The 25031-nt window shown below is 60.9% G+C and carries 17 protein-coding genes; 9 read left to right on the top strand and 8 right to left on the bottom strand.

All coding sequences use genetic code 11. The annotated features are described in order from the left end of the window. Positions 1–8 precede the first annotated feature (8 nt). The 7 genes from FKV23_RS13795 (at position 9) to FKV23_RS13765 (ending at position 11552) form a co-directional block, all read left to right on the top strand. Positions 9–950, top strand: a complete 942-nt coding sequence (locus FKV23_RS13795) for a hypothetical protein (RefSeq protein ID WP_141624370.1) — start codon at positions 9–11, stop codon at positions 948–950. Continuing rightward, positions 947–2821 (top strand): glycosyltransferase, encoded by a 1875-nt coding sequence (locus FKV23_RS13790; RefSeq protein ID WP_341867589.1) that lies wholly within the window; start codon positions 947–949, stop codon positions 2819–2821. The genes FKV23_RS13795 and FKV23_RS13790 overlap by 4 nt, the downstream gene beginning before the upstream one ends. A 260-nt stretch (positions 2822–3081) precedes the next feature. Further along, positions 3082–4938 carry a hypothetical protein gene (locus FKV23_RS13785; RefSeq protein ID WP_141624368.1) on the top strand — a complete coding sequence of 619 codons (1857 nt, stop codon included), beginning with the start codon at positions 3082–3084 and terminating at the stop codon, positions 4936–4938. Next, positions 4935–8846 carry a glycosyltransferase gene (locus FKV23_RS13780; RefSeq protein ID WP_141624367.1) on the top strand — a complete coding sequence of 1304 codons (3912 nt, stop codon included), beginning with the start codon at positions 4935–4937 and terminating at the stop codon, positions 8844–8846. The genes FKV23_RS13785 and FKV23_RS13780 overlap by 4 nt, the downstream gene beginning before the upstream one ends. Next, positions 8834–9775, top strand: a complete 942-nt coding sequence (locus FKV23_RS13775) for an NAD-dependent epimerase/dehydratase family protein (RefSeq protein ID WP_141624366.1) — start codon at positions 8834–8836, stop codon at positions 9773–9775. The genes FKV23_RS13780 and FKV23_RS13775 overlap by 13 nt, the downstream gene beginning before the upstream one ends. Next, positions 9772–10569: a sulfotransferase domain-containing protein gene (locus FKV23_RS13770; protein ID WP_167285253.1), complete on the top strand. Its 798-nt coding sequence runs from the start codon at positions 9772–9774 to the stop codon at positions 10567–10569. The genes FKV23_RS13775 and FKV23_RS13770 overlap by 4 nt, the downstream gene beginning before the upstream one ends. Then, positions 10524–11552, top strand: coding sequence for a hypothetical protein (locus tag FKV23_RS13765; protein ID WP_141624364.1), 1029 nt, complete (start codon positions 10524–10526; stop codon positions 11550–11552). Before FKV23_RS13770 ends, FKV23_RS13765 begins: the two co-directional genes overlap by 46 nt. Positions 11553–11649: 97 nt before the next feature. On the opposite strand, the gene FKV23_RS13760 is transcribed toward FKV23_RS13765, so the two are convergent. From FKV23_RS13760 to FKV23_RS13730, 7 genes are all read right to left on the bottom strand, one after another. Then, a complete protein-coding gene (locus FKV23_RS13760) occupies positions 11650–12315 on the bottom strand; it encodes a hypothetical protein (RefSeq protein WP_141624363.1) in 666 nt (221 codons plus the stop codon). 120 nt (positions 12316–12435) lie between these two features. Continuing rightward, the gene (locus FKV23_RS13755; protein WP_141624362.1) at positions 12436–13002 is read right to left on the bottom strand and encodes a hypothetical protein; all 567 of its coding nucleotides are present in this window, start codon (positions 13000–13002) and stop codon (positions 12436–12438) included. Between the two features lie 213 nt (positions 13003–13215). Then, a complete protein-coding gene (locus FKV23_RS13750) occupies positions 13216–14187 on the bottom strand; it encodes a sulfotransferase (RefSeq protein WP_141624361.1) in 972 nt (323 codons plus the stop codon). Between the two features lie 52 nt (positions 14188–14239). Continuing rightward, positions 14240–14767 (bottom strand): lipoprotein, encoded by a 528-nt coding sequence (locus FKV23_RS13745; RefSeq protein WP_141624360.1) that lies wholly within the window; start codon positions 14765–14767, stop codon positions 14240–14242. 33 nt (positions 14768–14800) lie between these two features. Continuing rightward, positions 14801–16711 (bottom strand): sulfate adenylyltransferase subunit CysN, encoded by a 1911-nt coding sequence (gene cysN / locus FKV23_RS13740; RefSeq protein WP_244244014.1) that lies wholly within the window; start codon positions 16709–16711, stop codon positions 14801–14803. Further along, positions 16711–17622 carry a sulfate adenylyltransferase subunit CysD gene (cysD, locus tag FKV23_RS13735; protein ID WP_141624358.1) on the bottom strand — a complete coding sequence of 304 codons (912 nt, stop codon included), beginning with the start codon at positions 17620–17622 and terminating at the stop codon, positions 16711–16713. The genes cysN and cysD overlap by 1 nt, the downstream gene beginning before the upstream one ends. A 182-nt stretch (positions 17623–17804) precedes the next feature. Continuing rightward, positions 17805–19595, bottom strand: a complete 1791-nt coding sequence (locus FKV23_RS13730; RefSeq protein WP_141624357.1) for an SLC13 family permease — start codon at positions 19593–19595, stop codon at positions 17805–17807. Positions 19596–19809: 214 nt separating this feature from the next. Here FKV23_RS13730 and FKV23_RS13725 point away from each other — a divergent pair, with 214 nt between their 5' ends. Continuing rightward, positions 19810–22119, top strand: a complete 2310-nt coding sequence (locus FKV23_RS13725; protein ID WP_244244013.1) for a glycosyltransferase family 2 protein — start codon at positions 19810–19812, stop codon at positions 22117–22119. A 14-nt stretch (positions 22120–22133) separates the two neighbouring features. Further along, the gene (locus tag FKV23_RS13720) at positions 22134–24065 is read left to right on the top strand and encodes a DUF2142 domain-containing protein (RefSeq protein WP_141624356.1); all 1932 of its coding nucleotides are present in this window, start codon (positions 22134–22136) and stop codon (positions 24063–24065) included. Position 24066: 1 nt separating this feature from the next. Here FKV23_RS13720 and FKV23_RS13715 read toward each other — a convergent pair whose 3' ends face one another. Then, positions 24067–25023: a glycosyltransferase family 2 protein gene (locus tag FKV23_RS13715; RefSeq protein WP_208543172.1), complete on the bottom strand. Its 957-nt coding sequence runs from the start codon at positions 25021–25023 to the stop codon at positions 24067–24069. Between the last annotated feature and the right edge of the window lie 8 nt (positions 25024–25031).

Below are 25031 nucleotides of genomic sequence, written 5' to 3'. Positions count from 1 at the left end.
ATTGTCCAATGCGCCTGCTCGCCGACGACATTGCGCTGGTAGAATCATCGCGGCTCCTTGACTCACAGTGGTATATGCAGCGGTACCCCGATGTTGGGCATCTTGGGGTCAGCGCGGCGGAGCACTATGTCCGGATGGGAGGCGCCATGCTGCGCGATCCTGGCCCTGGATTCAGCGCCCGGGACTACCTGAAGAGCAATCCCGATGTGGCTGCTGCAGGGATGAATCCGCTCGTCCATTATCTTGCGTTCGGGCGGCATGAAGGTCGGACGTGCATTCCGGTGCTGGACTCACAGCCGGTGGGGGACGATGCGAGTACGGCTGGACAGGAAGGCGGAGGCGCCGAGGGCAACATGGATGTCCTGCGCGAGAGTCTGCTGTTCGATCGCAGTTACTACCTTGAGGCCAACCCGGATGTCGCAAGGCACGGCATCGATCCGCTGTTGCATTACGTCAAGTACGGTGCAAAGGAGGGGCGCCAGCCGAACCCTTGGTTCTCCACCCGCATGTATCGGGCCACCTACCAGTCTCCCGACGATGCCACGAATCCGCTGGTCCACTATTTGCGGAGTCCGGATAGCCGCATGACCAGGACATCGGCATTTTTCGACGGCGGATTCTATTCATCGAGGTATGACGATGTGGCCCGATCGGGGCTGACTCCATTGGAGCACTACCTGGCAAGGGGCGTGCTGGAAGGAAGGGAGACGCATCATGCCACCGGCGCACATGCGTCTGCAGGCAGGATCATCGATTGCCGTGCAGTGCGGGTAGCCGTGATCGTCCCGGTGGCCAGCGCAGGCCCTGGAGTGCTCGATAGCATCCATAGCGTCCTCCGGCATACGCCGCTCGGAGCGACGAATCGGTTGCTGGTCGTCGTTGATTCTGGGGGGGGCATGATCTTGATGAGGAGTTGCTGCGCCTTGCCAAGAATCCCGGTGTCGATGTGATTCGGAATTCGTCGAGGCTGGGCCGTAGCCGGAGCATCAACATGGCTTGCGAGCTGGCCGGCAGCGATGACGTAGTCCTTCTCGGAAGCGATACGGTGGTTGGGCCACATTGGTTGCGCAACCTCAAGATTGCGGCATATCGCACGGATCGCACTGGAACGGTGACGCCTGTCTCCAACAATGCAGGCGCGTACTCCGTGCCGCGCCCAGGGCTCAATGAAGCGCCCGAAGGGCTCGACGTCGAAGCATTGGCCAGGATCGTTTCCGATTGTCGGATCCGCACGCCATTCGAGGTGCCCATCGGTGGTGGCTTCTGCCTGTATGTGAAACGCGCCTTGATCGACGATATCGGCATGTTCGATGTCAGGGCATCACCCTTAGGCGGCATGGGAGAAGACGAGTTCTGCATGCGTGCGTTGATGGTCGGGTGGTGTCATCGCGTCGATCCTGCAACCTACGTGGGCAAGTCCGGTTCGCAACCGTCCGATGAGCCGAAGGTCTCGGTCGAGGCCTGCGTCGAGGGGGCGTGTCCGGAGCTTGCGGGTGCCAAGCGCGCGCTCGCGTTGTCGCGCGACTTCGAGTTGGCCCGGTACCGGATCGCCCGCAAGCTGGATTGGGCGACGCGGAGTGGGTGCAAGCCGAAGCCGCGCATCATGTACGTGATTTCCACCCGCGTCGGAGGCACGCCACAAACGAACGCCGATCTGATGCGTGCGGTCGCCGGCGACTACGACTGCTATGCACTATGGTGCAACCGCCATTGCGTCGAGGTCATGCAGGTGGGCCGAAGCGATTACAGGACCCTCGAACGCTATCCGTTGTCTGAGCCTGTCCGCTTCGCCACTCATGTCAGCAGTGAGTACGACGATATAGTCCGCCGTATCCTCGTAGATTGGGGAATCGATCTGCTGCACATCCGTCATGTCGCATGGCACAGCCTGAACCTGGTTGACGTGGCAAAGAGTCTGGATATCCCTGTCGTCCATTCCTTTCACGATTTTTATTCCATCTGCCCCTCCGTCACCTTGGTTGGAGAAGACGGTAGCTATCATTCGACCGGCGTGACCGAAGGTGCGCGCAATCCGTTGTGGCGTAACGATCCCACCGATACGGGAATGAACGAGGCCTGGCTCGCGCATTGGAAACAGCGCATGCAGGGAATGCTGGGAGGTTGCGATGCCTACATCACCACCAGCACGAGCGCCAAGGAAATTCTCGCCAACGCACTCCCCCTGCTTGTGCAACGCTCATCGGATTTTCACATCATTCCGCACGGCCGGGACTTCGAGCGATTCACACAGATGGCCGACCTGTCGGACATCGGGCAAGGTGAACCCTTGCGCATCCTGCTGCCCGGAAACATCGGCCTCCAGAAGGGATTGGAACTGGTCAAGCAAGCAAAGGAGCTGGATACGTCGGGGAAGTTCGAGTTTCACCTGCTGGGCAAGGCTGGACCTGGATTGGCCAGCCACGTGGTCGATCATGGGCCGTATGAGAGGGAAGAGTTTGCCGAGCGGGTGGCAGCGATCAGGCCGCATATCGCCGCCGTGCTGTCCATCTGGCCAGAAACCTGGTGCCATACCCTGACGGAATGCTGGTCTTGCGGGGTCCCTGTCCTGGGCATCGAGCTTGGGGCTGTTGGTGAGCGCATCGGTCGACACGAGGGGGGCTGGCTGCTTCAGCCGCCGGCGAGCGCGCAGGCTCTGATTGAGGCACTTGTTGCCATCCGTGAATCCACGCCGGAACGTGTGCTCAAGGCCGGTAACGTCCGCCGCTGGCAAATCACCCATGGGCGAAGCGATAGCACGGCCGCGATGGCTGGGCAGTATGTCGATATTTACCGTGGGCTGATGTTGAACGGGCCTCGATAACTGGGCCGCCGTACGATGCTGCCTAGACCTGGGATGGGTTAGAATTCGCCCTTCCATGCTGGACAGGCCGGTCATTGCCGAGCAGGCCCAATGAACACCTTCGTTGTTGGCGTTGTGACAAACAGAGGATCAGAGTGGCGACTTCGAAGCGACGTCTGACTGGGCGGCGGGCACTGTTCGTGCTCGGAATGCACCGCTCTGGAACTTCCGCACTTGGCGGCGTGCTTGCCAAGCTAGGCGCCCAGCCGCCCAAGTCGCTCATGGAGCCCACCGCAGCCAATCCCCGCGGCTATTGGGAGTCGTCGGCATTGATGCAGGCGCACGACCAGATGTTGAGGGCTGCGGGAAGTCGGTGGAACGACTGGGGCCCATTCAACCCGGACTGGGCCGATACGGAGATTGCTGTCAAGTTTCAAGAGCTGGTCGAACCACTGGTTGAGCGGGAGTTCGGCGACCATCCGCTGATCCTGATCAAGGACCCGCGGATATGCCGCTTCTTTCCGTTCTGGCTCGAGGTGCTCAAGAAACTCAAGATTACCGCCCAAGCGATCATCCCGGTCAGGCATCCGCTTGATGTCGCGAGGTCTCTGGAGCTGCGTGACCATTTTGGCCGTGATCGCTCGTACCTGCTATGGCTCCGGCACATGCTGGATGCCGAGGCCAGTTCGCGTACCGTGACGCGCACCTTTGTCGGCTACGACCAACTACTTGACAACTGGAAGAATGTGGCCGGAAAGATCGCCACGGACCTTGATCTCAAGTGGCCGAAGATGTCGAGCGACACGGAGGCTCTTATCGCGGACTTCCTGTCTGCCGAGCTGCGCCATCATCATTCTACGGGCACGCCGGTCGCTGCAAGTATGGAGTTGTCGGACTGGATTGGGACGGCCCACCGCATCCTGGACGGTCTTGCCGATGGAGCAAAGGAATCGCAGGCGGACAGGGAAACCCTGGATCGGATTCGCAACGAGTTCGATCGCACCTCGGGTGTTTACGCGGCAGTAGTGCGGGAGCACGAAACACGTGTCGAGGGCCTATACGCGGACGTGAAGACACGTCTTGCGGAGAGAACCAGGGAGCTGCAGGACCTGTCTGGCAAGCACGAGGAAGTGGTGCAGGGGCACGCACAGGGCCAGGACGCTCTCGCAAAGCAACGAGATGAAATCTCTGCGCTGGCCACTGCGATCGAAAGCCTCCAGTCAGGGCATGAGCGGATGCAGGCCAACCTGATCCGCGAACACAAGGAAGCGCTGTCTCGGACGAGCGCCCTGTTGGCGGAGAAGACGGCAGCCTGCGAAGGCCTGTCGTCCAAGTATGCCAAGCTGGCCGACGAGGTTCTTGCGCAGACGAAAGAACTGGTGGCCACGCAGCATGCGCTGACGACTGCGGAAGCGTCCGGTGAGGCCCAGGCGCGGGATCTTGCCGAACTTCGCGACAAGTTGCGTGAATGTGAAGAAACAATCGAGGCACGCTTCCAGGAAACAGCCAAGCTGACGCGGATGGTCCTGGACCTGGAGAAGGCGGTTGCAACCAAGGACAAGTTGCTTTCCGATGCCGAAACCAAACGCCGCGCGATCAGCAGTGAACGCGACAAGGCGGTCGAGCGAGAACAGAAGGCGCTTCATGCCTTGGAGGAATCAAGGAGAGGCGCCATTCTGTCGGAGTACCGCCTGGCGGCCGAGTCGGCAGCCGAAAGGCAGTTGTCTTCCGAGTACCGGGCACACCTGGAAAAGATCGTCGGTAGCCGGCTCTGGAAGCTACGCAAGAGTCTGGGGCGGGGCGGCGTTCATTCCGAGGCCGAGCAGTCACTTGCGCCGCGTGCACGTCAGGTGGAGCAGGAAGGCAAGTTGCGCGACTCCGGAATTTTCGACGAGGAATGGTACCTCTCCCGCTATCCGGAGGTTCGTGAAAGTGGCCTGGAACCCATAGAACACTACCTGGTCCACGGCGCCCTTCTCGGGTTCGATCCCGGCCCCGGCTTCGAGACGTTGTCCTACCTTGCCCGTTACCCGGATGTTCGCCACGCCGGTGTCAATCCATTGCTCCACTACATCGAGCATGGGCGACAAGAGGGTCGAATCGCGTCCGGGAGAGATAGGGTGATGACAGAACGATGAGTATTCGCAAGCCGGATTTGGCCGCGGTCCACGGCACGGATCTTTTTAACAGTGAGTGGTACCTGGCTCGATATCCGGATGTGGCCATCCTGGGCATGGATGGAGCAGAGCATTACCTCAGGATCGGTGCGCGGTTGCTGCGCGATCCCGGACCGGCATTTCATACGGCCTATTATTTATCTTCAAACAACGACGTCGTCAGGTCGGGAATGAATCCGCTGGTTCACTTCCTTCGTTATGGGAGGAGCGAGGGCAGGCGATGCATTCCGCCAACTTCTTCGGATCAACGCACTGCGGCGCCCATGGAGGACAATCGCCGCCAGCGTGTCCAAGGGACGTACCGGGAGTTTCCGGGTCGCTTGCCGCAGATCGAGGGCGCGCGCACGATTCTTGTATGTGCCCATGTCGCGGGCAAGCACCTGTTCGGCGGCGAACGCAGCCTTCTTGACATCCTGGATGGATTGCAGAGCGCGGGTTATAACGCCGTTGCTACAACCCCGGGTATTGGCAACCTGGAGTACCTCGATGCGCTGCGTGACCGTTGCGTCAGCGTCGTATCGTTCCGTTACCGGTGGTGGCGAGACAACAATCCACTGGATGAGCGCAGCATTGCCGATTTTGCTCGTGTCATCGCCGATCACGGCGTCGACGCTGTCCACGCCAACACCATCATGCTGCGCGAGCCGCTGATCGCCGCCCGTCGTGTCGGCATTCCGGCAATCGTGCACGTGCGGGAACTTATCGCGCATGACGTTGCCCTCTATGACCTGCTCGGGCAGACGCCAGAGCAGATCACTGCGGAAGTACTTGGGTCAGCGGACTGGGTCGTGGCCAATTCCGAAGCAACTGCGCAGGCGTTCCCCAAGCGGGAAGCGACTTTCGTAATTCCCAATACCGTCGATGCCGCTGCGTTTGCTTCCGTGCAGGCCACGCACGATGAAGTCGTCAATGTCGGAATGGTGAGCAGCAACTTGCCGAAGAAGGGAATCCTCGACTTCGTTGCGGTTGCGCGATTGCTTGAAGATGAAGTTCCAAATGCCCGCTTTCTTCTCATCGGGCCACAAAACGAACATACGCGCGCACTGGAAGCGCAGCAGGAGACGGGTGAGATGCCGGGCAATATCGTCCTGGCGGGTTACCGCGCGGACCCGGTCCAAGCGATGTCGGAGATTGACATCCTGCTCAACCTCTCGCACTTCCAGGAGTCTTTTGGAAGGTCGGTGGTAGAAGCGATGGCCGCGGGCCGTGCAGTGGTTGTGTACGACTGGGGCGCGCTTGGGGAATTGGTGGTGCCCGGCATCACCGGTCATGTTGTCCCGTACAGGGATGTTTCAGCAGTCGCGGACAAAGTGAAGGAGTTGTGCCTGGATAGAGATGCTCTCCGGGCTATGGGCGAGGCCGGTCGGAAGCGCGCAACGGCTGTGTACGGAAAATCGAAGTACGCTGCACACATGAAGGATGCGTACGAGAAAGTATTCAGGCACGCAGACGAAGGGTCAGTGCCAAGATTGGTCCTGCCGGCACGCGACCTTGCCGCGGCCACGGACGCGCAGCAACCGATGCGCATCGCATATTTCATGTGGCACTTCCCGGTACCTTCGGAGACTTTCGTCCTCAACGAGCTTCGCATCCTGGTCGCACAAGGGCACGACGTACTCGTGTTCTGCCGCCAGTCGCCGTACAAGGAGTTCAAGCCAGACTTCCCGATCGAATGGACGCGCGTCGAGGATGCGGATGATCTGGCTCGAAAGCTGATGGAAAGTGGACGCCAGATCGTGCATTCGCATTTCACCTATCCGACCGTGACGGAGATGGTCTGGCCAGCATGCGAAACGGCCAAAGTGCCCTTCACCTTTATCGCCCATGCCCAGGACATATTCCGCTACCGTAATGATGAGAAGAACCGGATAGGAGAGATTGGAAGGTCACCCTGGTGCCTGCGGGTGCTGGTCCCGTCGCGCTTCCACCGGGACTACGTCGAAGCTCGCGGCGTGCCGGCCGAGAAGTTGTTGATCAACCCCAACGGAATCGACCCGGAACTCTACGTTGGCAGTGAGGATGTCGAGCGCGCGACGCGAGCCAGGCGAAGCGTATGCGCGGTGCATCGCTTCACCGAGAAGAAGGGGCTCGAGCACCTGATTCGCGCTGGCAAGTTGTTGGCTGTCGAAGGTATTTCCATCCATCTGTACGGTTATGGTGATCTCGAAGAAACCTATCGCAAGCTGATCGACGAAGATGGCTTGGACAATGTGTTCATCCATGGCCCGATAAAGTCTCGCGACGAGATGCTCGCAGTGTTCCGTGAACATGACTTGTTCGCATGCCCATCGGTACGCGCCGCAGATGGCGACATGGATGGCATCCCGACGGTTCTTATGGAGGCGATGGCCAGCGGCATGCCGGTAATCACCACTGACATTTCGGGCATCCCCGATCTGGTACAGGATGAAATCACGGGCATTGTCTGTGAGGCGACGTCGGCTTCGATCGCCGAGTCCGTGCGGCGCTTCTATGCAATGTCTGATACGCAGGTACGGGGCATCATCGAAGATGCCAAGGCCCTGATCAGGCGCGACTTCAACGCCACGCGGCTGACTTCTGCATTGCTGAGGTTGTGGCAGCGCCGGACGATCGACGTGATGATCGTCAGCTGGAACAACTTGCCGCAACTTCGCGAAGTGATCGGGCGCCTGCAGAAGTTCACGCGGCTGCCTTTTCATCTATTGGTCTGCGATAACGGAAGCGCGCCCGATGTTGCGGCGTTCTTGTGCGACGTACACGCCAAGCATGACAACACCAGCATCATATTCAATCGCGAAAACGCCTATGTTGGGCCGGGTACCAATATCTGCCTGCAGCACGGCAACTCCGATTATGCAGTGTACGTATGCGGCAAAGAAGGATTTGTACTCGACTATGGGTGGGAGAAGAGCCTGATTGACTACATGGATGCCAATCCAGATGTTGGCTTGGCTGGTACGCAATGTTATTCGCCAAGCTATCTCACCGGAGCCAGGTATCCGGAGGCCATTCCTCTCTTCGACAAGTTCCGAAACAAGCAGTTCGCGAAAGACAATCCCGAACGGCGCTTCAGTCATGTGCAGGGTGGCTTCTTCGTCATTCGTCGTGCCATGTACGACGCCATTGGTGGATTCAGCAACAGCGTCCCGCATAGCTATACCGATGTCGAATACAGCTATTACGCTGAGAGCGAAGGCTGGAAGCTGGGGACGCCACCGCGATTGCTTGCCCTGTTCAACAAGACCCGTCCGGATCTGTTCTCGCGCATCGATGAATCGATCGCGGCGACGCACCCGCCGATGCTCGAGGACTTGCCACTGCTCGATCGCATAGCAGGGAGGCAGGCGGCGCATTGCAATGTCTGTGGCTGGCATGGAGATGCGTTCGAACTGCGCAATGATCTCAGGTGCTGCAGTGCCTGTGGCTCCACACCCGTCGATCGGACCCTGTACCGGTACTTGGCCGAGTCCATGCTCACTTACAGGCGCCTGACCGCGTTGGGTGTGAACGTCGGAGATGCCATGACTGACATCTGGAAGAAGCAGTTCCAGGGACAGATGATGAGCGGCGCTGAGCTCCGCAGCCGACTGGCGCAGAAGGGCGCACTGGAATTCCGAGCCGGCTCGATCAAGGTCGCGTACCTTGATGATGTGCTCGATGGTACCGATTCCGATGGCCCGGTACTCAAGGAGCTGGACCGGATTCTCGCCAGCGATGGCATACTGCTCGTGCGCCAAAAGCATGCAATCGACGTTCCCGGGTTGTTGAAGGGCGCTTGTGGCCTGCATAGCCTGGAGCAGGTGCGATTTTCGAGTCGCGTGGTCCGGTACGACAGTGCGCCGCTTTATGTCGGGCGCAGGATCGAGGTGGCCCAATGCGTGTCGTGATCGTAGGTGGTGCAGGTTTTATCGGCTCTGCGCTCGCGCAGTCGCTTTTGGCGAAAGGTCTGCGGCCGCTGGTACTAGATACCGCGACACGCCTGGCCAAGGCCAATGAAACGCTGCGAGACATCGCGACGGCCACGTTCGACTTCACCATGGATCGGAATGCGGAGGCCCTGTTTGAAGGCGCGGACGCATTGGTGCATCTCGCATGCACCACCAACCCGGCTCATTCCATGGAGAGCATCGCTTGGGATGCGGAATCCAACATCGCACCCAGTATCAGGCTGTTCGATGCGTCGGTTAAGGCAGGCGTGCGCCGGGTCGTGTTCGCCTCCAGCGGCGGGACCGTCTATGGCGCGCCGCAGCGCCTGCCCGTAGTCGAAACCGACCCGACTCTTCCCCTGAGTGCTTATGGCGTTTCCAAGCTCGCCATCGAGAACTACCTAGCGCTTTACTCCGGGCTTGAGGGCATCAGCTTGCGCGTGGCCAACCCATATGGCGCCTATCAACTGGGAGGCGCGACAATTGGCGTTATCGCGCGCTACGTTTCAGAAGTGATGGCCGGAAGAAGCCCGGAAGTCTGGGGCGATGGCAGCGTGGTGCGGGACTACATCGCGATCGAAGACGTGGTTTCGGCTTTCCATGCGGCTCTGACTTCGGAAGTCCTCCGTTCTGGTGCATACAACATAGGTAGCGGCGTCGGGACGAGCATCAATCAAGTGATCGACGCGATCCGAGAGGCGTCGGGTAGAGCGCTGGATGCCAAGTACCTGCCAGGCAGGACATACGATGTGCCGGCCATTGTTCTGGACAGCAGCCGTTTCGCGAATGCGACCGGATGGAGTTGCAGGCTACCCTTCGGAGATGGGGTCGGGAAATTGTGGCAGAAGGCCCAGGCACTGCATGCCGGAACAGGAACACTTGTCGAATGAGTATCAGAAAGCCCAACTTCATGATCATCGGGGCGCAGAAGTGCGGCACCACTTATCTGTGTGCGGCGCTATCCAGGCACCCTCAGGTATTTCATTCCGATCCGAAAGAACTGCTGTTCTTCCAGCGCAAGGATGTATCAGCAGAGACATTCGACGACTATCTGTCCAACAATTTCACTGCTGCCGGGGACCAGCCGCTCGTTGGCGAAGGCTCCACTGTGTATTTCCAGTGGCCCAATGCATTGCCGAACATCAAGAAGTACCTGGGCACCGACTTGAAGATGATCGTGTGCCTGCGTCACCCGACCGATCGCGCTGTTTCCTTCTATCTGCATAATTACCGCAAGAAGCGCCTGACCGGTGCCGAGGTACTGACTCACTCTCTCGGCGACGTGCGTGTATCACCCGTAACTTCCAGCCTGTACGCCAAGCATATCGAGCGGTGGTTGGAGGAATACGGGGACAACATGCATTTCATGCTCTTCGATACGCTGGTTGAATCGCCTACGGCATTCGTTGGCGAAGCCTGCGACTACCTGGGGATTCCAAACGTCTGTCAGTTGCGCGACAAGCCAGTCAATCGCGGCTTCGAACTTTGCTGGGATGGCGACTCCCTCGTTGCAATGAATGAACAGGGAGAGAGGTTGGAAGGCGTGGGTTTTTCTCGCCAGGAACTCGAAGACCTGCATGCCTCTTTCAGTGACGACGTCGAGCAGACCGAGCGTCTGATCGGAAGATCGTTGGCAACGTGGAAACAGTTGCCTACCTTCCTGGACAAGCAAAAGAACTGGTGAGCGCAATGGGCGGTAACTCCGACGGGGAGATAGTGCGAGGAGTAGCACACGGCACGCAGGATGACGTATTGATGGCCAGTGATGGCACGTTGTTTCTGGCCGGTGGTCGGCACGAAGTGATCAAGCTCTTCTCCGGCGAAAAGCAGCCAAGCGAGGCATCGCGATGCAACCTGGCCGAGAACATCGAGCACAGGCAGACATACTGCGAACGACATGGCATCCATTTTGAAGCGTTCGTGTTCCCGGACAAGATGCCGGCACTGGGCAACTTGCTGCCGTTCAGCCCCGTGTCGTTGTTCGAAAACGGCTATGCGCTGGCGCCAAACCTGAAATGTCACTACCTGGGGTCTGAGCTGGCATCTTGCGAGGCGCCGTTTCCCAAGACGGATACGCACTACAGCGTTGAAGGCAATCATGCCTGTGCGAGAAGGATCGCAAGCCCGCTTTTCGGTGAAAGGCTCGATCAGTTCGACGCAATCGTGTCCAGGAACACAGTGCGTAAGAACAATTTCTGCGGTGACCTCGGCAGAAAGTTCGACCCACCAATCATCGAGAGTGCAACGGCGTTGCGCCGTTTCCCTGGATTCTCCATGGAAAGCAACGGCATGCAAAGCGGAAACGACGGGCTTATGATGATCGCAAGCAATGCAGACGCCATAAGCGACAAGCGTGTCCTGCTGTTCGCCGACAGCTATTTCCGCGCGTTAATTCCCTATCTGGCGTTCTTCTTTTCTCATGTAGTTTTCTGCAGGACCCGTTTCTTCCACTACGAGCTGGTACAGGCCATCGCGCCGGACGCCATATTCACCGGCATGGCCGAGCGCTATCTTTCCAGCTGCGAGAGTGATGATCGTCGTCCGCACTTCTTGTCATATCCATTGTCGAAGGGGCGGGTACTTCAACCGAGCGACGGATTTGGCGCCGCGTTCGACGCAACAGTGCGAAATGGGAAGCTGACGGAACATGCGACATGGCGCAGTTGATTGTGCCGTAGTCGAGTAAGTGAGGCGGTGGTGTTTAAGAAGAGCTTGCTCCCACCCTTCCGTAGTCGGATCAGTATTGGCTCTGGGTTCCGGCCAGCTATGGCTCCCAGTGTTGTGCTCCCTCGGGTACAGCGCTAGCGAAAATGTCGAGAGCCTGCTTTCCATCCGGCCCGATAGTGGTTACCAGCCGCGCTTTCGGCAATGTGTCGGCAATGTTGACGCTTAAAAAGGTCACCAGGTCATCATAGGCATCGGCACCGTCAATACCGTCAATTCTGATCCGGCAGCTCCGGCTGCGGCAATCGACCGAGCTGGCATGTACATTCAGATTGGATTGCTCGAAGGCATCGAGGAGGGCGCTGTCCACAAGTACTGCCGATTGGGCTGCCCACGCGGCATTGATCGGCTCGTCCAGGTATGCCTTCTCTAATCGGTCCTGCCGATGCTGCTCTTCCTGCCTGGCGTACTCTGGATCATTCCTGAGTCGCTCAACATGCTGCCGCTGCGCGACGTAGGCGACCACTCCCGGCGTACTGCGGGACTTGGCGGAATGGTAGGGTGCCTGCGAGGCGGTCTGTCGTTGTTCTATCGCGTCGAGACGATCCATCAAAGTGCGGAGCTGTTGAGATACTTCCGGGGGAGCTGTATTGGGAGTGCGGAAGAACAGATAACTACCCCCTACACCAACCCCCAAGCAGATCAAGCCGGTAAACAGGATGCCTAGGGGCGAAATCGCGAAGCCTTGGTGAATTGTCGTCTTCATGGGCGGTTGTCCAACATGGTGATGTGGAGGACGCGGATTCTCCCTCCATAAGCCGGAGATCGGCGTCGAAAGACGCTATCTTCCTGCCGGCAACATGGTTGCCGGCAGGAGGCTCGTTGGTCAGAAGACGATTTCAGGGTGGGTGTCCGAATATTCTTCCAGGTTGAAGCCAAAAAGCCTCACGCCCGGAGTCAGGCGACAGTTGACGCCTAGCACCCGGTTGTCGCTGTTTCCTTCAAGCATGTCAGGAAATGTTCGAGAGTATGCGGTGCCGGGAGTGCCATCGATGGTGACCGATGCTGTTTCTACGATGGTCCCGGTGGCTCTGTTTGCGATCTGTGCATTGCAGACCGAAGTGCCGGCGGTGCTGCCATACTTCACACTCACTCTGATGACTCCCCTGCCGCTATCAGGGGTGGTCGTGCTGTCAGCGAACTTCCAGGTTTGCTCGGTATCCATCGTCAGGCTGCACGCGACCCAGCGATTGCCTGGGGATACATTCTGAATATAGGTGGCGCGGATATCCCAGTCACCGTAAGCGGCGCCAAGAGCTGGCATGCAAGCCGCGGGTGCGAATGACTTGTCATCAGCTGCAGTGAACTGCTGCGCTGCAGCATTGCTGGAAATGCCCACCACTGCGATCGCCAGAGCGGCTAGTGCGAGAGGTTTGAGAGGAGCGATATACATAGGACGTCACCGTTTCATAAAGGTCGTGGGATGAGGGGCGGGAAGCCACTGATCGTCCCCTCACCCAGCCATACGCAATCTGCTGGACGAATGGGACACGATGTCTATGAACGGTCGCCCAGTCAGGTGAGCCGCGAGACGCCCGGCGAGCGGTGGGAGGGTGCTGGAGCTACGTTTTTTTTCCATCCGGGATGGGATGCCATCAGGGATGCCCTAGACTTGCGCCGCTACCTGCTTGCTTCTGGTTCCTGCTTCAAGGGCGAGGAACTTTTCCGCGATGGCGCTGGCAATGACGTCCAACTGCTCCTGCGAGAAGGCCAGCGGTTCATGCTCTTCGTCGCCTACGTACGGCTCGATGGAGTCAAGGCAATACAGCTCTTTGCCAAACAGCTCGTTCGCGACCTCGATATCGGCCCGCATCCTTGCGGCAAAAGTTTCGAGCGTGTCGCGTGACTCCTTGGGATTGTCATGTCGAATGTCTGGCAGTTTGGAGCAAAGCGCTTCACTGAGGAAGGCTGCCTTGTACGGCAGAAGGTCGTTCAGAGCGCTCTGAAAATACATCTCGGATCGGGTAAGGGAGCGGTTGATGACATTCATTTTTGGCGATACCAGAGTGCCTTCAGGAACTCCGAGCCAATCTCCGACAATCTCCAGCAGATTGCTCTTGTTTCTGGAGAAGCTCTCGACGCGGATGTCTATCCCGGATGCTTTACAGGCAAGATAGAAAGCAACGGCCTTCTTCGGCTGATTGAAAGCGCGAAGATACTTTTTGAAGGACACCCCCTTGAAACCCTTCTTCACGGCCTGTTGATAGGACGATGCGACGTTTCCGACTGGGTCGCGCACAAGTAGCAGCGCCGAGATAGGCGTCTTCGGGTACTGCGCACGGATCTCGTCCAATAGCTCGGTATGAAGAGTCTTGAAGATACTCTCGCTGGAAATCAGAAGCCGGCTTCCTGCTAGATCGGCGGTGGAAAATCCGATGCATTCCGTGAATGCGCCGGTGACGGGCCGGATGTTGCCGTGCGTGACGAGGCCCTCCAGAGCGCGCTTTTTGGTCCTTTCAGCGATTGGATACTCGATACCTCGCGCGTTCAGCCGATCCAGCGATTCAATAATGGCGCCCTGAATGTAGCTGGTGCCTGTTTTTCCGTGCCCGGCATGCAGTAGAATTTCTTTCGGCATGAATATGGATTTCCTGGTTCAATCCAAATGGGATGAAGCGAGGGGCGGCGCCCTACTGTTTGCTGATGTTGTCCCCGTCCATGTTGCTGGTATAGGCGAAGTCGATTGAAATTATGCCGTTTGCCTTGGGGTTGCTGGGGTTGCTTCCAGGTGAAGAGTCCGCGGTTAGGATCGTGGAACCGGCGCGTGCCTTGGAGAAGTGCACGCTGACACGACCTTCATTCCCGTCACTGCGCTGCCGCTCCTTGTAGCCGATATCAGTGAGGTTCTTCTGTAGCGAAACCAGGGCCGAGGCAGCATCGGATTCGAGTACTTCCATCGTCACGCGCCGTCGGACGCGGTCATTTTTGTGCGTATAGATCCGGTCCGAGCGCAGGTGGTACGCAAACTCTGGTGCGAGGCCGTCCGGGAATGGATTGTACCCTTTCGTATCTGGGCAGTTCGCTGCGGCCGTAGCCCCGGAAATATCCGTCGCAACTTCAGTCTCGACGGTCGCCGTATTCTGCGGGGCTGGTGCGGGTTTATTGCAACCTGTGAGTGCGACGAGGGCGACGGTAAGGAGAAGAGACGTTTTCTTCATTGTTATGCCTATGGAATAGTTGTGGCGAATAAATCAAGCGTCGACAGCTGGTGGTTTGCCGTCCCTTAGTGAGGCAATGACGCTTTCTGCAAGGCTGACCGCCGAAACGGAAACCGTGTTCAAGTGGACCTCGGGTGCCTCCGGCACCTCGTACGGCGAATCAATGCCAGTAAAGTTTCTAATCTCCCCGGCCCTCGCCTTGGCGTAGAGCCCCTTGACGTCGCGTTGTTCGGCCACGTCCAGCGGCGTATCAACGAAGACTTCAAGAAACTCGCCCTCGTCGAACATCTCCCGCGCCATGCGCCGTTCGGCGCGGAACGGGGAGATGAAGCTGACCAGCACGATCAGGCCTGCGTCGACCATCAGCCTGGCGACCTCGGCGACCCGGCGGATGTTCTCGACGCGGTCCTCGTCAGTGAAGCCCAGGTCCTTGTTGAGGCCATGGCGGACGTTGTCGCCGTCGAGGATATAGGTGTGGTGGCCCATCGCCAGCAGGCGTTTCTCGACCAGGTTCGCGATCGTCGACTTGCCGGAGCCGGACAAGCCGGTGAACCACAGGCAGCGCGGGATTTGGTGCTTGATCCGACTACGCGCGGCCTTGTCGACGTCGACGTGTTGCCAGTGGATGTTGCCGGCGCGGCGCAGGGCGAAGTCGAGGGCGCCTGCGGCGACGGTGCCGTTGCTCTGGCGGTCGATCAGGATGAACGCGCCCAGCTCGCGGTTGTCGGCATATTTCTCGAACGCGACCGGCTGGTCCAGATAGAGGTTGCAATAGGCGACTTCGTTCAATTCCAGGTGCTTGGCCGCCAGCTGATCCTGGGTGTTGACGTCGATCTTGTGCTTGATTTCGGTGATCTGCGCGCCGACGGTACGGGTGCCGATCTTGAGCCAGTACGGACGACCGGGCAGCAGTGGCTGCTCGCCCATCCAGATCAGGTGGGCGGCGAACTGGTCGGCGGTTTCCGGTGGATTAGAGGCGGCGGCGATGACGTCGCCACGGCTGGCGTCGACCTCGTCCTCCAGGGTCAAAGTCACGGCCTGGCCGGGGACAGCGCGTTGCAGGTCGCCATCGGCGGTGACGATGCGCGCGACCTTCGAGCGCTGCCCAGACGGCAGCACCGCTACCTCCTCGCCCACCGACACCGCATCTGCGACCACCGTGCCGGCGAAGCCGCGGAAATCCTGATTGGGTCGGTTGACCCACTGCACCGCCAGACGGAAGCCGGTACGGCCGTCGTCGCGGCTGGCGTCCACGGTTTCCAGGTGCTGCAGCAGGCTGGGGCCGTCGTACCACGGGGTGTTGGACGAGGCCTCCAGCATGTTGTCGCCCTTCAGCGCCGACAGCGGGATGCAGGTGACGTTGGCGATGCCGAGCTGGCCGGCCAACTCGCTGTAGCCGGCGACGATGTCGTCGAACACTTTCTGGTCGTAGCCGACCAGATCCATCTTGTTGACCGCCAGCACCACGTGCCGGATGCCGAGCAGCGAGACGATGTAGCTGTGGCGGCGGGTCTGGGTCAGCAGGCCCTTGCGTGCGTCGACCAGCACGATGGCGAGGTCGGCGGTGGAGGCGCCGGTGACCATGTTGCGGGTGTACTGCTCGTGGCCGGGGCAGTCGGCGACGATGAACTTGCGCTGGTCGGTGCCGAAGAAGCGGTAGGCGACGTCGATGGTGATGCCCTGCTCGCGCTCGGCGGCGAGGCCGTCGACCAACAGGGCGAAGTCGATGTCCTCGCCCTGGGTGCCGTGCTTGCGGCTGTCAGCTTCAAGCGCCGCCACCTGGTCGTCGAGCAGCAGCTTGGTATCGTGCAGCAGGCGCCCGATCAGGGTGCTCTTGCCATCGTCGACGCTGCCGCAGGTGATGAAGCGCAACAGGCTCTTGGTCTCGTGCTGCTGCAGGTAGGCGGCGACGGCGGCCCGGGCGTCGGCATTCATCGTGTCCATTAGAAATACCCCTCCTGCTTCTTCTTCTCCATCGACGCGGACGGGTCGTGGTCGATCACCCGGCCCTGGCGCTCGGACGTGGTCGAGACCAGCATCTCGGCGATGATCTTCTCCAGGCTGTCGGCATCGGACTCGATCGCACCGGTCAGCGGGTAGCAGCCGAGGGTGCGGAAACGGACCTGTTTCACCATCGCCGTCTCGCCGTCGCGCAGCGGCAGGCGCTCGTCGTCGACCATGATCAGCGCGCCGTCGCGCTCGACCACTGGACGTTCGGCAGCGAAGTAGAGCGACGGCACCGGGATGTTCTCGCGGTAGATGTAGAGCCAGACATCGAGCTCGGTCCAGTTCGAGATCGGGAACACGCGCACCGACTCGCCCTTGTGGATGCGGGTGTTGTAGAGATTCCACAGTTCCGGGCGCTGGTTCTTCGGATCCCAGCGGTGCTGGGCGTTGCGGAAGCTGAAGATGCGCTCCTTGGCGCGCGACTTCTCCTCGTCGCGGCGGGCACCGCCGATCGCGGCGTCGAAACCCCACTTGTCCAGCGCCTGCTTCAGGCCCTGGGTCTTCATCACGTCGGTATGGACGGTGGCGCCGTGGCTGATCGGACCGATGCCCTGGGCCACGCCGTCGGGGTTCATCCAGGTGCGCAACTCGGTGCCGGTCTCCGCCGCACGGCGGTCGCGGAAGGCGATCATCTCGCGGAACTTCCAGCCGGTATCGACGTGCAGCAGCGGGATCGGCGGCCGCGCCGGGTAGAACGCCTTGACCAGCAGGTGCAGCAACACCGAGCTGTCCTTGCCGACCGAATACATCATCACCGGGTTCTGGAACCCGGCGGCGACCTCGCGCAGGATATGGATGCTCTCGGCTTCGAGCCGGTCGAGGTGGGACAGTTGCGAGGTGGAAAGCATTGCGGTTTCGGGAGCCTTGTGGGATGTGATTCCGGAAAGACGGGAAGGTTAACAGAGGAGCGCGACCCGGCCACGCTGGAGAATGCAGTATTCAGCTTTCGTACGACTGGTGAAAATGAGTCGGGGTGATAAGCCCATAACGCGGGCAGGTTTCCGCGACCAATGCCGGTCCTGCCACCCGATTAAAACGGCCATAAACGCGGAATCGCCCACAGTACCGCGATTCCGACGGTGATGGACAAGGGTAGCCCGACCCGCACGTAGTCGGAAAAACGATAGCCGCCCGGGCCGTAGATCATCATGTTGGTCTGGTAGCCGATCGGGGTGATGAAGCCGGCCGAGGCGCCCATCATTACCGCGATCACGAATGGCATTGGTGCCACTCCCAGTTGCTGGGCGGCGGCCATGCCTATCGGGAACATCAGCACCGCGGCGGCGTTGTTGGTCAGCATCTCGGTGAACACGACCGCGGCGACGTAGACCAGCACCAGGGTCCAGAACGGGTCCCCTCCAGCCCAGTCCGTCAATGATGCCGCTACCACCTCTGCCACGCCGCTCTGCTTCAGCGCCGCGCCCAGCGCGAACGCGCAGGCGATCACCACCAGCAGGCGCAGGTCCAGGCTGCTGCGCAGCTCGGCCAGACTGACGCAGCGCGCCGCGATCGCGGCCACCGCGGCGCCCAGCGCCGAGTAAAGGATGTTCACCCCGAGCAGGGTATTGGCGAGAATCATCAGCCCCACGATGCCCAGCGCAGTGAGCGCCCGGCGGCCATCGACCCGGGCCGGACCGTCGATCTGGCTGGCGATCAGGAAGTCCGGCGAGCGGCCATGGCGTTCGAGGAAGCCTCTGTCGGTCTCGATCAGCAGCGTGTCGCCCGGCTGCAACACGATGCTGCCCGGTTTGCGATGCAGGCGCTGGCCATGATGGGAGATCGCAATCACCGCCGCGTTGTAGCGGCTGCGGAAGGCCGACTCGACCAGAGTCCGGCCGACCGCCGGGCTGAAGCGTGACAGCACGACCTCGACCAGGGTGCGTTGGCCACCGGCGTCGTCGACCTTGAACACCTGCTCGGTCGCTGGGCGCAGGCCGGGCAGCTGGCGCAGCTCACGTACGGCGTCGGTCTGGCCGACGAAGACCAGACGGTCGCCAGCGCGCAGCCTGACCTGCGGGCTGACCGCGGCATGCACGATGTCGCCACGCACCAGTTCCAGCAGATAGGAGCCGGACAGGTGGCGCAGGCGGGCCTCATCGATGGTCTTGCCGGCCAGCCCGCCCTCATCCTCGACCAGCATCTCCACGGTGTACTCGCGGACATCGGCCACCGCCTGCTGCAGGGTGGAGCGACGCTGCGGCAGCAGCCAGCGACCGAGCGTCAACAAGTAGGCAATGCCCGCAAGCGCCGCCACGGCGCCGACACCGAGCGGGGTGAACATATGCAGGCCCGGCAGGCCCGCCTGCAATACCAGCCCGGAGACGATGAGATTGGTACTGGTGCCGACCAGGGTGCACATGCCGCCGAGGATGGTGGCGTAGTTCATTGGCATCAGCAGTTTGGACGGGGCGATGCCGCGTTGCCGGCTCCATTGCTCCACTGCCGAGGTCAGCATTGCCACGATCGGGGTGTTGTTGATGAAGGCGCTGAGCGGGGCGGAAATACCGACCAGACGTGCCTGTGCATGCAGCGTGCCATTCGGCCGGCCAAGCACCCAGTCGCCGATCCAGCGGATTGCCCCGGTGGTCTTGAGCGCCGCCACCAGCACGAACAGCAGGGCCACGGTCAGCACGCCGGGGTTCCAGAACCCGCCCAGCGCCTGTGCGGGGGTGAGCACGCCGCTGGCCATCAGCACGGCTGCCGCCCCCGCGAGCACCTTGTCGGGGGTGAAGCGCTCCCACAACAACAAACCGAGGGTCGCGACGATGACCGCGATGGTCAGCCAGCCTTGCCAGCCGAAAGCACTGGTGATTTCGCCCATTCAGTTCCTTACGGGATACGTGGTCCAGCGGAGGCCGGCAGGCCCTGCGGGGCGGCATTCTACCTTGAACCGGGTGAAAGCTCGGGAGGGCGGAGCCTTGGGCAGGCGAGAGACTGCGGATAAGCTATCCGGCTACCGTGCGGCATTGTCGGCCGTCGTAACATCCTGGAGGGCGTTGGTGCCGAGGGTCGTGTCGAGGAAGTCGGAGGAGGCCGTGCGCTGGGAAGTCGTGGCTCGCGCGGGAGAACCCCCGGTCGCGGTCGAGTTGTGGCCGGACGCCTTCCTTGAGCCGATCGATGGCGAAGATGGTCCTGAATGGCGGTCGCGTGGCGAGCGCTCTGGCTTTGGCACGAAGGGTTCGTTCGCCTTGCCTGCCGGCTGGTACGAGGTCAGCGGGCAGTTGAATTCCACGGACGAATCGACTCTAGTGCCGTGCCTGTACCTTGCGTATGTGCCTGGAAGCGACGGAGACCACCAGATCCTTCTGCCCGATCCGGACAGAAACGGTCGGGTCAGGGCCCTGGTCCTATTGAAATACGACGTAACGGGGCTCCGCTTCTCTCCCGGAAGCGGGATCCTGAGATTCCGGATGGGCAGGTTCGGCATTTGCCGGCTCACCCGGGCGAACGCCCTCTGGAAGATGCTGGTGCCGCTGGAGGGCGAGGGCTCCGGCCTCGCCAGAGCCCTCGCCCGTGGTGGGCGGTTCCTGAGCGATTGCTTGGGCGCAGGTGTCTCGACGGCAACGGCGCGACTGTTCTCCAGCTACCGGAAGCGGTTGCATCCACGTGAACTTGGCGACTACGAGGGCTGGGTGTTGCGGTTCGACACATTGGGCAGCGCGATGATAGGCGAGCTCGGTGATCGCGTCGCCCGGCTCGGCCCCGTGAAGCCATTGATCTCCGTATTGTTGCCCACCTACCAGACCCCGGAACGCTGGTTGCGCAAGTGCATCGAAAGCGTGCAGGCGCAGGTGTACCCGAACTGGCAACTCTGTATTGCCGATGATGCATCGTCCGACCCGAAGGTCATGGAGGTCATCCGTGAATATGCAGGTTCCGACCCACGCATAGTCGCGGTTCGCCGCGAAAGCAACGGGCACATTTCCGAAGCCTCGAACTCGGCGCTGGAAATGGCCAGTGGCGATTTCGTGGCGTTGCTCGACCACGATGACGAGCTGCGGCCACACGCCTTGCTTGAAATGGCCGAGGCCATCATGGAGGCGCCGGATATCGGCCTGTTGTATTCGGACGAGGACAAGATCGATGCCGAAGGTCGCCGTTTCGACCCCTACTTCAAACCCGACTGGGATCCGGACCTGCTGCGTAGCCAGAACTACGTCTGCCACCTGACCGTGATAAGGACGGAGCTGGTGCGTGCCGTGGGCGGTTTTCGCAAGGGGTTCGAGGGCAGCCAGGACCATGACCTCATCCTTCGTTGCACCGAATGCCTGCTGCCGTCGCAGATCCGACACATCCCCAAGGTGCTCTATCACTGGCGGGCCATCCCGGGGTCTACGGCCCTGACACGTGATGCGAAGGACTACGCCGCAACAGCAGGTGTTCGTGCCGTCGACGAGCAGCTGTCCCGGAGTGGCACGGGCGCACGGGCCGAAGAGCTGTCGCACGGCCACTATCGGGTGCGCTGGCCGCTGCCCTCACCCAGGCCGAAAGTCAGCCTGGTGGTGCCGACGCGGGACAAGGCCGGTCTGTTGCGGCTTTGCATCGACAGCATCCTGCAGCGTTCGACGTACCGCGACTTCGAGATCGTGGTCGTCGACAATGGCTCCTCCGAGCCCGATGCGGTCGAGTACCTGGAGTCATTGAGGGGTGTCGACCAGGTTCGCGTGTTGCGTTACGACGCGCCATTCAATTACTCGGCGATCAACAACTGGGCAATCGCACAGTGCGATGGCGAAGTAATCGGGCTCGTCAACAACGACATCGAGGTGATCACCCCCGATTGGCTGGAGGAGATGGTGTCGCATGCGATCCGTCCGGATGTAGGTGCGGTCGGAGCAATGCTGTACTACCCCAACGACACGATCCAGCATGCGGGCGTGATCCTCGGTGTGCACGGGGTGGCGGCGCACGCATATGCCGGAATGGTGAAGGGCTACCCTGGGCATGGTGGGCGAGTGCGGGTTGCGCAGGGCCTGTCAGCCGTTACGGGCGCCTGCCTGCTGGTCAAGCGGGAGAGGTTCGAGCAGCTTGGCGGGCTGGATGAAACGCTGGCGGTGGCCTTCAATGACATCGACTTCTGCCTTCGCCTGCGCGAGGCTGGTTATCGCAACGTCTGGACGCCGTTCGCCGAGCTGTACCACCATGAATCTGCATCGCGTGGCAGCGAAGATACCGAGGCTAAGAAGAAGCGATTTTCAGGAGAGGTCCAGTTCATGATGAATCGATGGGACGGTATGTTGCTGCGCGATCCCGCTTATAACCCCAACCTGAGCTTGCAGGATCTCAACTTTGCGTTGTCGTTCCCGCCCAGGAATGCCGATGGCAGGCGGGATATCGCGCCCTGATCCAGGCCATTCGCATGGATGCCACATCTCGCATTCCCCACGGCAGGATCATTGTCGGCTTGATTCTGGCGACGTTGGTCGGGCTGGCCCTGATGTCGCACGTCCGCAGTCGGGTAGCAATTGAGTTCACCCTGCAGGCGCAGTCGACCGGATGGCTCCAAGTTTTCCATGACAGGGCCGGGCGTTGGTCCGAGAGGCGGTCGCGCTGGTGGCCCGTCGGCCCGTCCACGACGGCCCGGCGTCTGGAGGTAGGCGGAAAGGATGCGAGGTTCCTGCGAGTGGATCCGCCGAATGGTGACGTGACCCGCTTGTGTGGACTGAGTGTTGCGGGAGTGGCGGGTCAGTTCGAAATCCTGGGGGGCGACCGCGTCGAACTCCAACGTTCGCAGGACTGTCTAGTGGTGACGACGTCGCCGCAGGCGGTCGATCCGTTGTTCTCGTTGCGTTTCACCGGTGCCTCGCTCGACACGATCGACAGGGCCGGACACTGGCGTGGCATCCGTGACTGGGCGTTGCTCCTGATCGGCGTGTTCCTCTCAACGTTTGCGGTCGTGCACAGGAAATCGTGGTCGCGAGCGATCGAGTCCATGCCGACGTGGCCCGGCTTCTTTGTGCTGGAACGACGGATCGTGCTGGTGTGCGTGCCATTGATGTTGGCGTTCGGAATCGCTTTCATCGCGATCACTCCACCGGGAGCGGTGCCGGATGAGGCGGCGCACCTGGCCAAGATCGTGAAGATCGGTGAAGGCGTGCCGTTTGGAAATGCCGATGGTCGGCCGATGCCGAGCACGCATGCGATGTACGGTCCTTTCAGCGACTATTTGATCAACAAGACGCCCTTCACGTACGGGCAGTTGCAGCAGCAGGCGAACCAGCCGCTGGCCTGCGAGCCGGAAACGGTCGCGTTACCCCGCGGTGCGGACGGGTACTTTCCGCACCAGCACCTGCTGCCGGCCGGGTTGTTCAAGGCCTCGTGCATGACAGGGGCGTCGTTCGGGACCTTCCTTTACCTGTCGCGTTTGTTGAATCTGCTGCTGGCCACGGCGCTGGTCGCGTGGGGACTGTCGAAGGCTGTGCGCGGGAAGTGGGCGTTGCTGCTGGTGGCCCTCCTGCCGATGAGCCTGTTCCAGATGGCGTCGATTTCGGCCGACTCGCTGACGATTGCCGCCAGCCTGGCGTGGCTAGGCCTGGTGTCGGGGATCGCGGGGGGCAAGGTCACGCCCGGGAAAGCGGCCCCGGCGCTGTGGACGCTGGCCTTGGTGATCGCATTGTTGAAGCCAGGCGCGGCGTGGGTACTGGCATGCTTGCTGTTCTGCAAGCCCGCCTATGACCGGGCCGGAAAATCCTTTGCTCGTGCGCTGGCCCTGCATGTCGCCCTGCCGTGGGCGATCCACGTGGCGTGGGCATTGTCGGCATCGGACAACGCACCGGTACTGAAGGGCGTGGACCCGGCGGCCAACCTGGCCTTGCTTGCAAGCGAGCCGGTGACGTTCCTGCGGATGTTGGTGAGTACCTATACAGGTGAACGAGGGCTGCTGCAGCTGGAGCGGATGATTGGTGTGCTGGGCTGGCTCGATGTCAGGTTGTCGGGCTGGGCTTACGCTGCAGGCATGTCGGCGCTGTTGGCTGCGTTCTGGGCCAATGGTGTGTCGCGGGAGCCGTGGCGCGTCCTTGGATTGGCGTGGGCTGCCGTGCTCGGGTCATTGGTCCTGGTGGCCTTGCCGCTGTTTTTCCTGTGGACTCCGCTTGGCCACCCGGCGATCGAAGGATTGCAGGGGCGGTACTTCATCCCGGCGGCGGCATTCGCCCTGACCTGGAGCTCGCTGCGCTCGCCTGCCGGCATCCGCGTGTTGCTGGTGGCGTGGATGCTGCTGGTGGTGGTGGCGATCAACGTGGATGCCCTGCGCCAGATGTATTTGGCGTACTTCGTGGTGGGCCGTCCTTGACTCAATCCCTCTGCTGCAACGGACGTCTTGGCACCGTGGTCATATCGTAGGCCAGGAAAGCCAGCAGCAGTTGCAGACCGGCCAGGACCGACAGCGCAGCGAGGATCACCGTCCCGGTGGTTGCGGCGATCCCGGTCGATACGGACAGCCACCAGTGGTAACTGCCATGTGCCATGCCGAACAGCAGCAATGCCGAGCCTGCGACCAGTTGCAATGAAGCCACCGAAAAATCGCGCAGGAAGTACTTGTAGAAAATCCGTTTACCCAGATTTCGCAGGTGCCCGGCCAGGAACGGTCCGATCACGCGCCCGATCCGCAGGTTGCTGATCTCGTCGCCATAGTGCGCCGGCATGGGCACGTCCTCGACGACGGCGTTGACCGTGTTGAGCCGGAACAGCAGGTCCGTCTCGAAGAAGTAACGCGGGCTGACCTTGTCCAGTGGAAGGCATCGCAGCGCGGTCGCATGGATGGCGGTGTAGCCGTTGGTGGGATCGAACAGGCTCCAGTACCCGCTGGACATCTTGTTCATGAACGACAGCACGGCGTTGCCGACGAGGCGCTGCTTCGGCATTCGTCGTACCACTTCGACGTCGAAGAACCGGTTGCCCTTGGCGTAGTCGGCCTCGCCACGCAGCAACGGCGTGATCAGGGCGGGCAGTTGCGCGGGATCCATCTGGCCGTCACCGTCGATCTTGACGATGATGTCGGCGCCGCGTGCCAGCGCTTCCTGGTAGCCGCTGATGACTGCAGCGCCCACGCCGCCGTTGGTTTCACGGCGGATCACGACGGCACGGCCGTCGCTGCATTGCGACTGCACGAAATCGCCGGACCCTTCAGGGCAGGCATCGTCGACCACCAGGATCAGCTCGACGAACGCGGGAATGCTGGCAATGACGTCCAGGATGTGCCGGCGGACGCGGTAACACGGGATTACCACCGCAATCCGCGGGACACTCATCGCTGCCC

Origin of the sequence: Lysobacter alkalisoli (assembly GCF_006547045.1) — a bacterium.
GTDB classification, from domain to species: domain Bacteria; phylum Pseudomonadota; class Gammaproteobacteria; order Xanthomonadales; family Xanthomonadaceae; genus Marilutibacter; species Marilutibacter alkalisoli.
The sequence above is the reverse complement of the archived record's forward strand: the minus strand, read 5'-3'. Positions and strand labels throughout refer to the sequence as shown.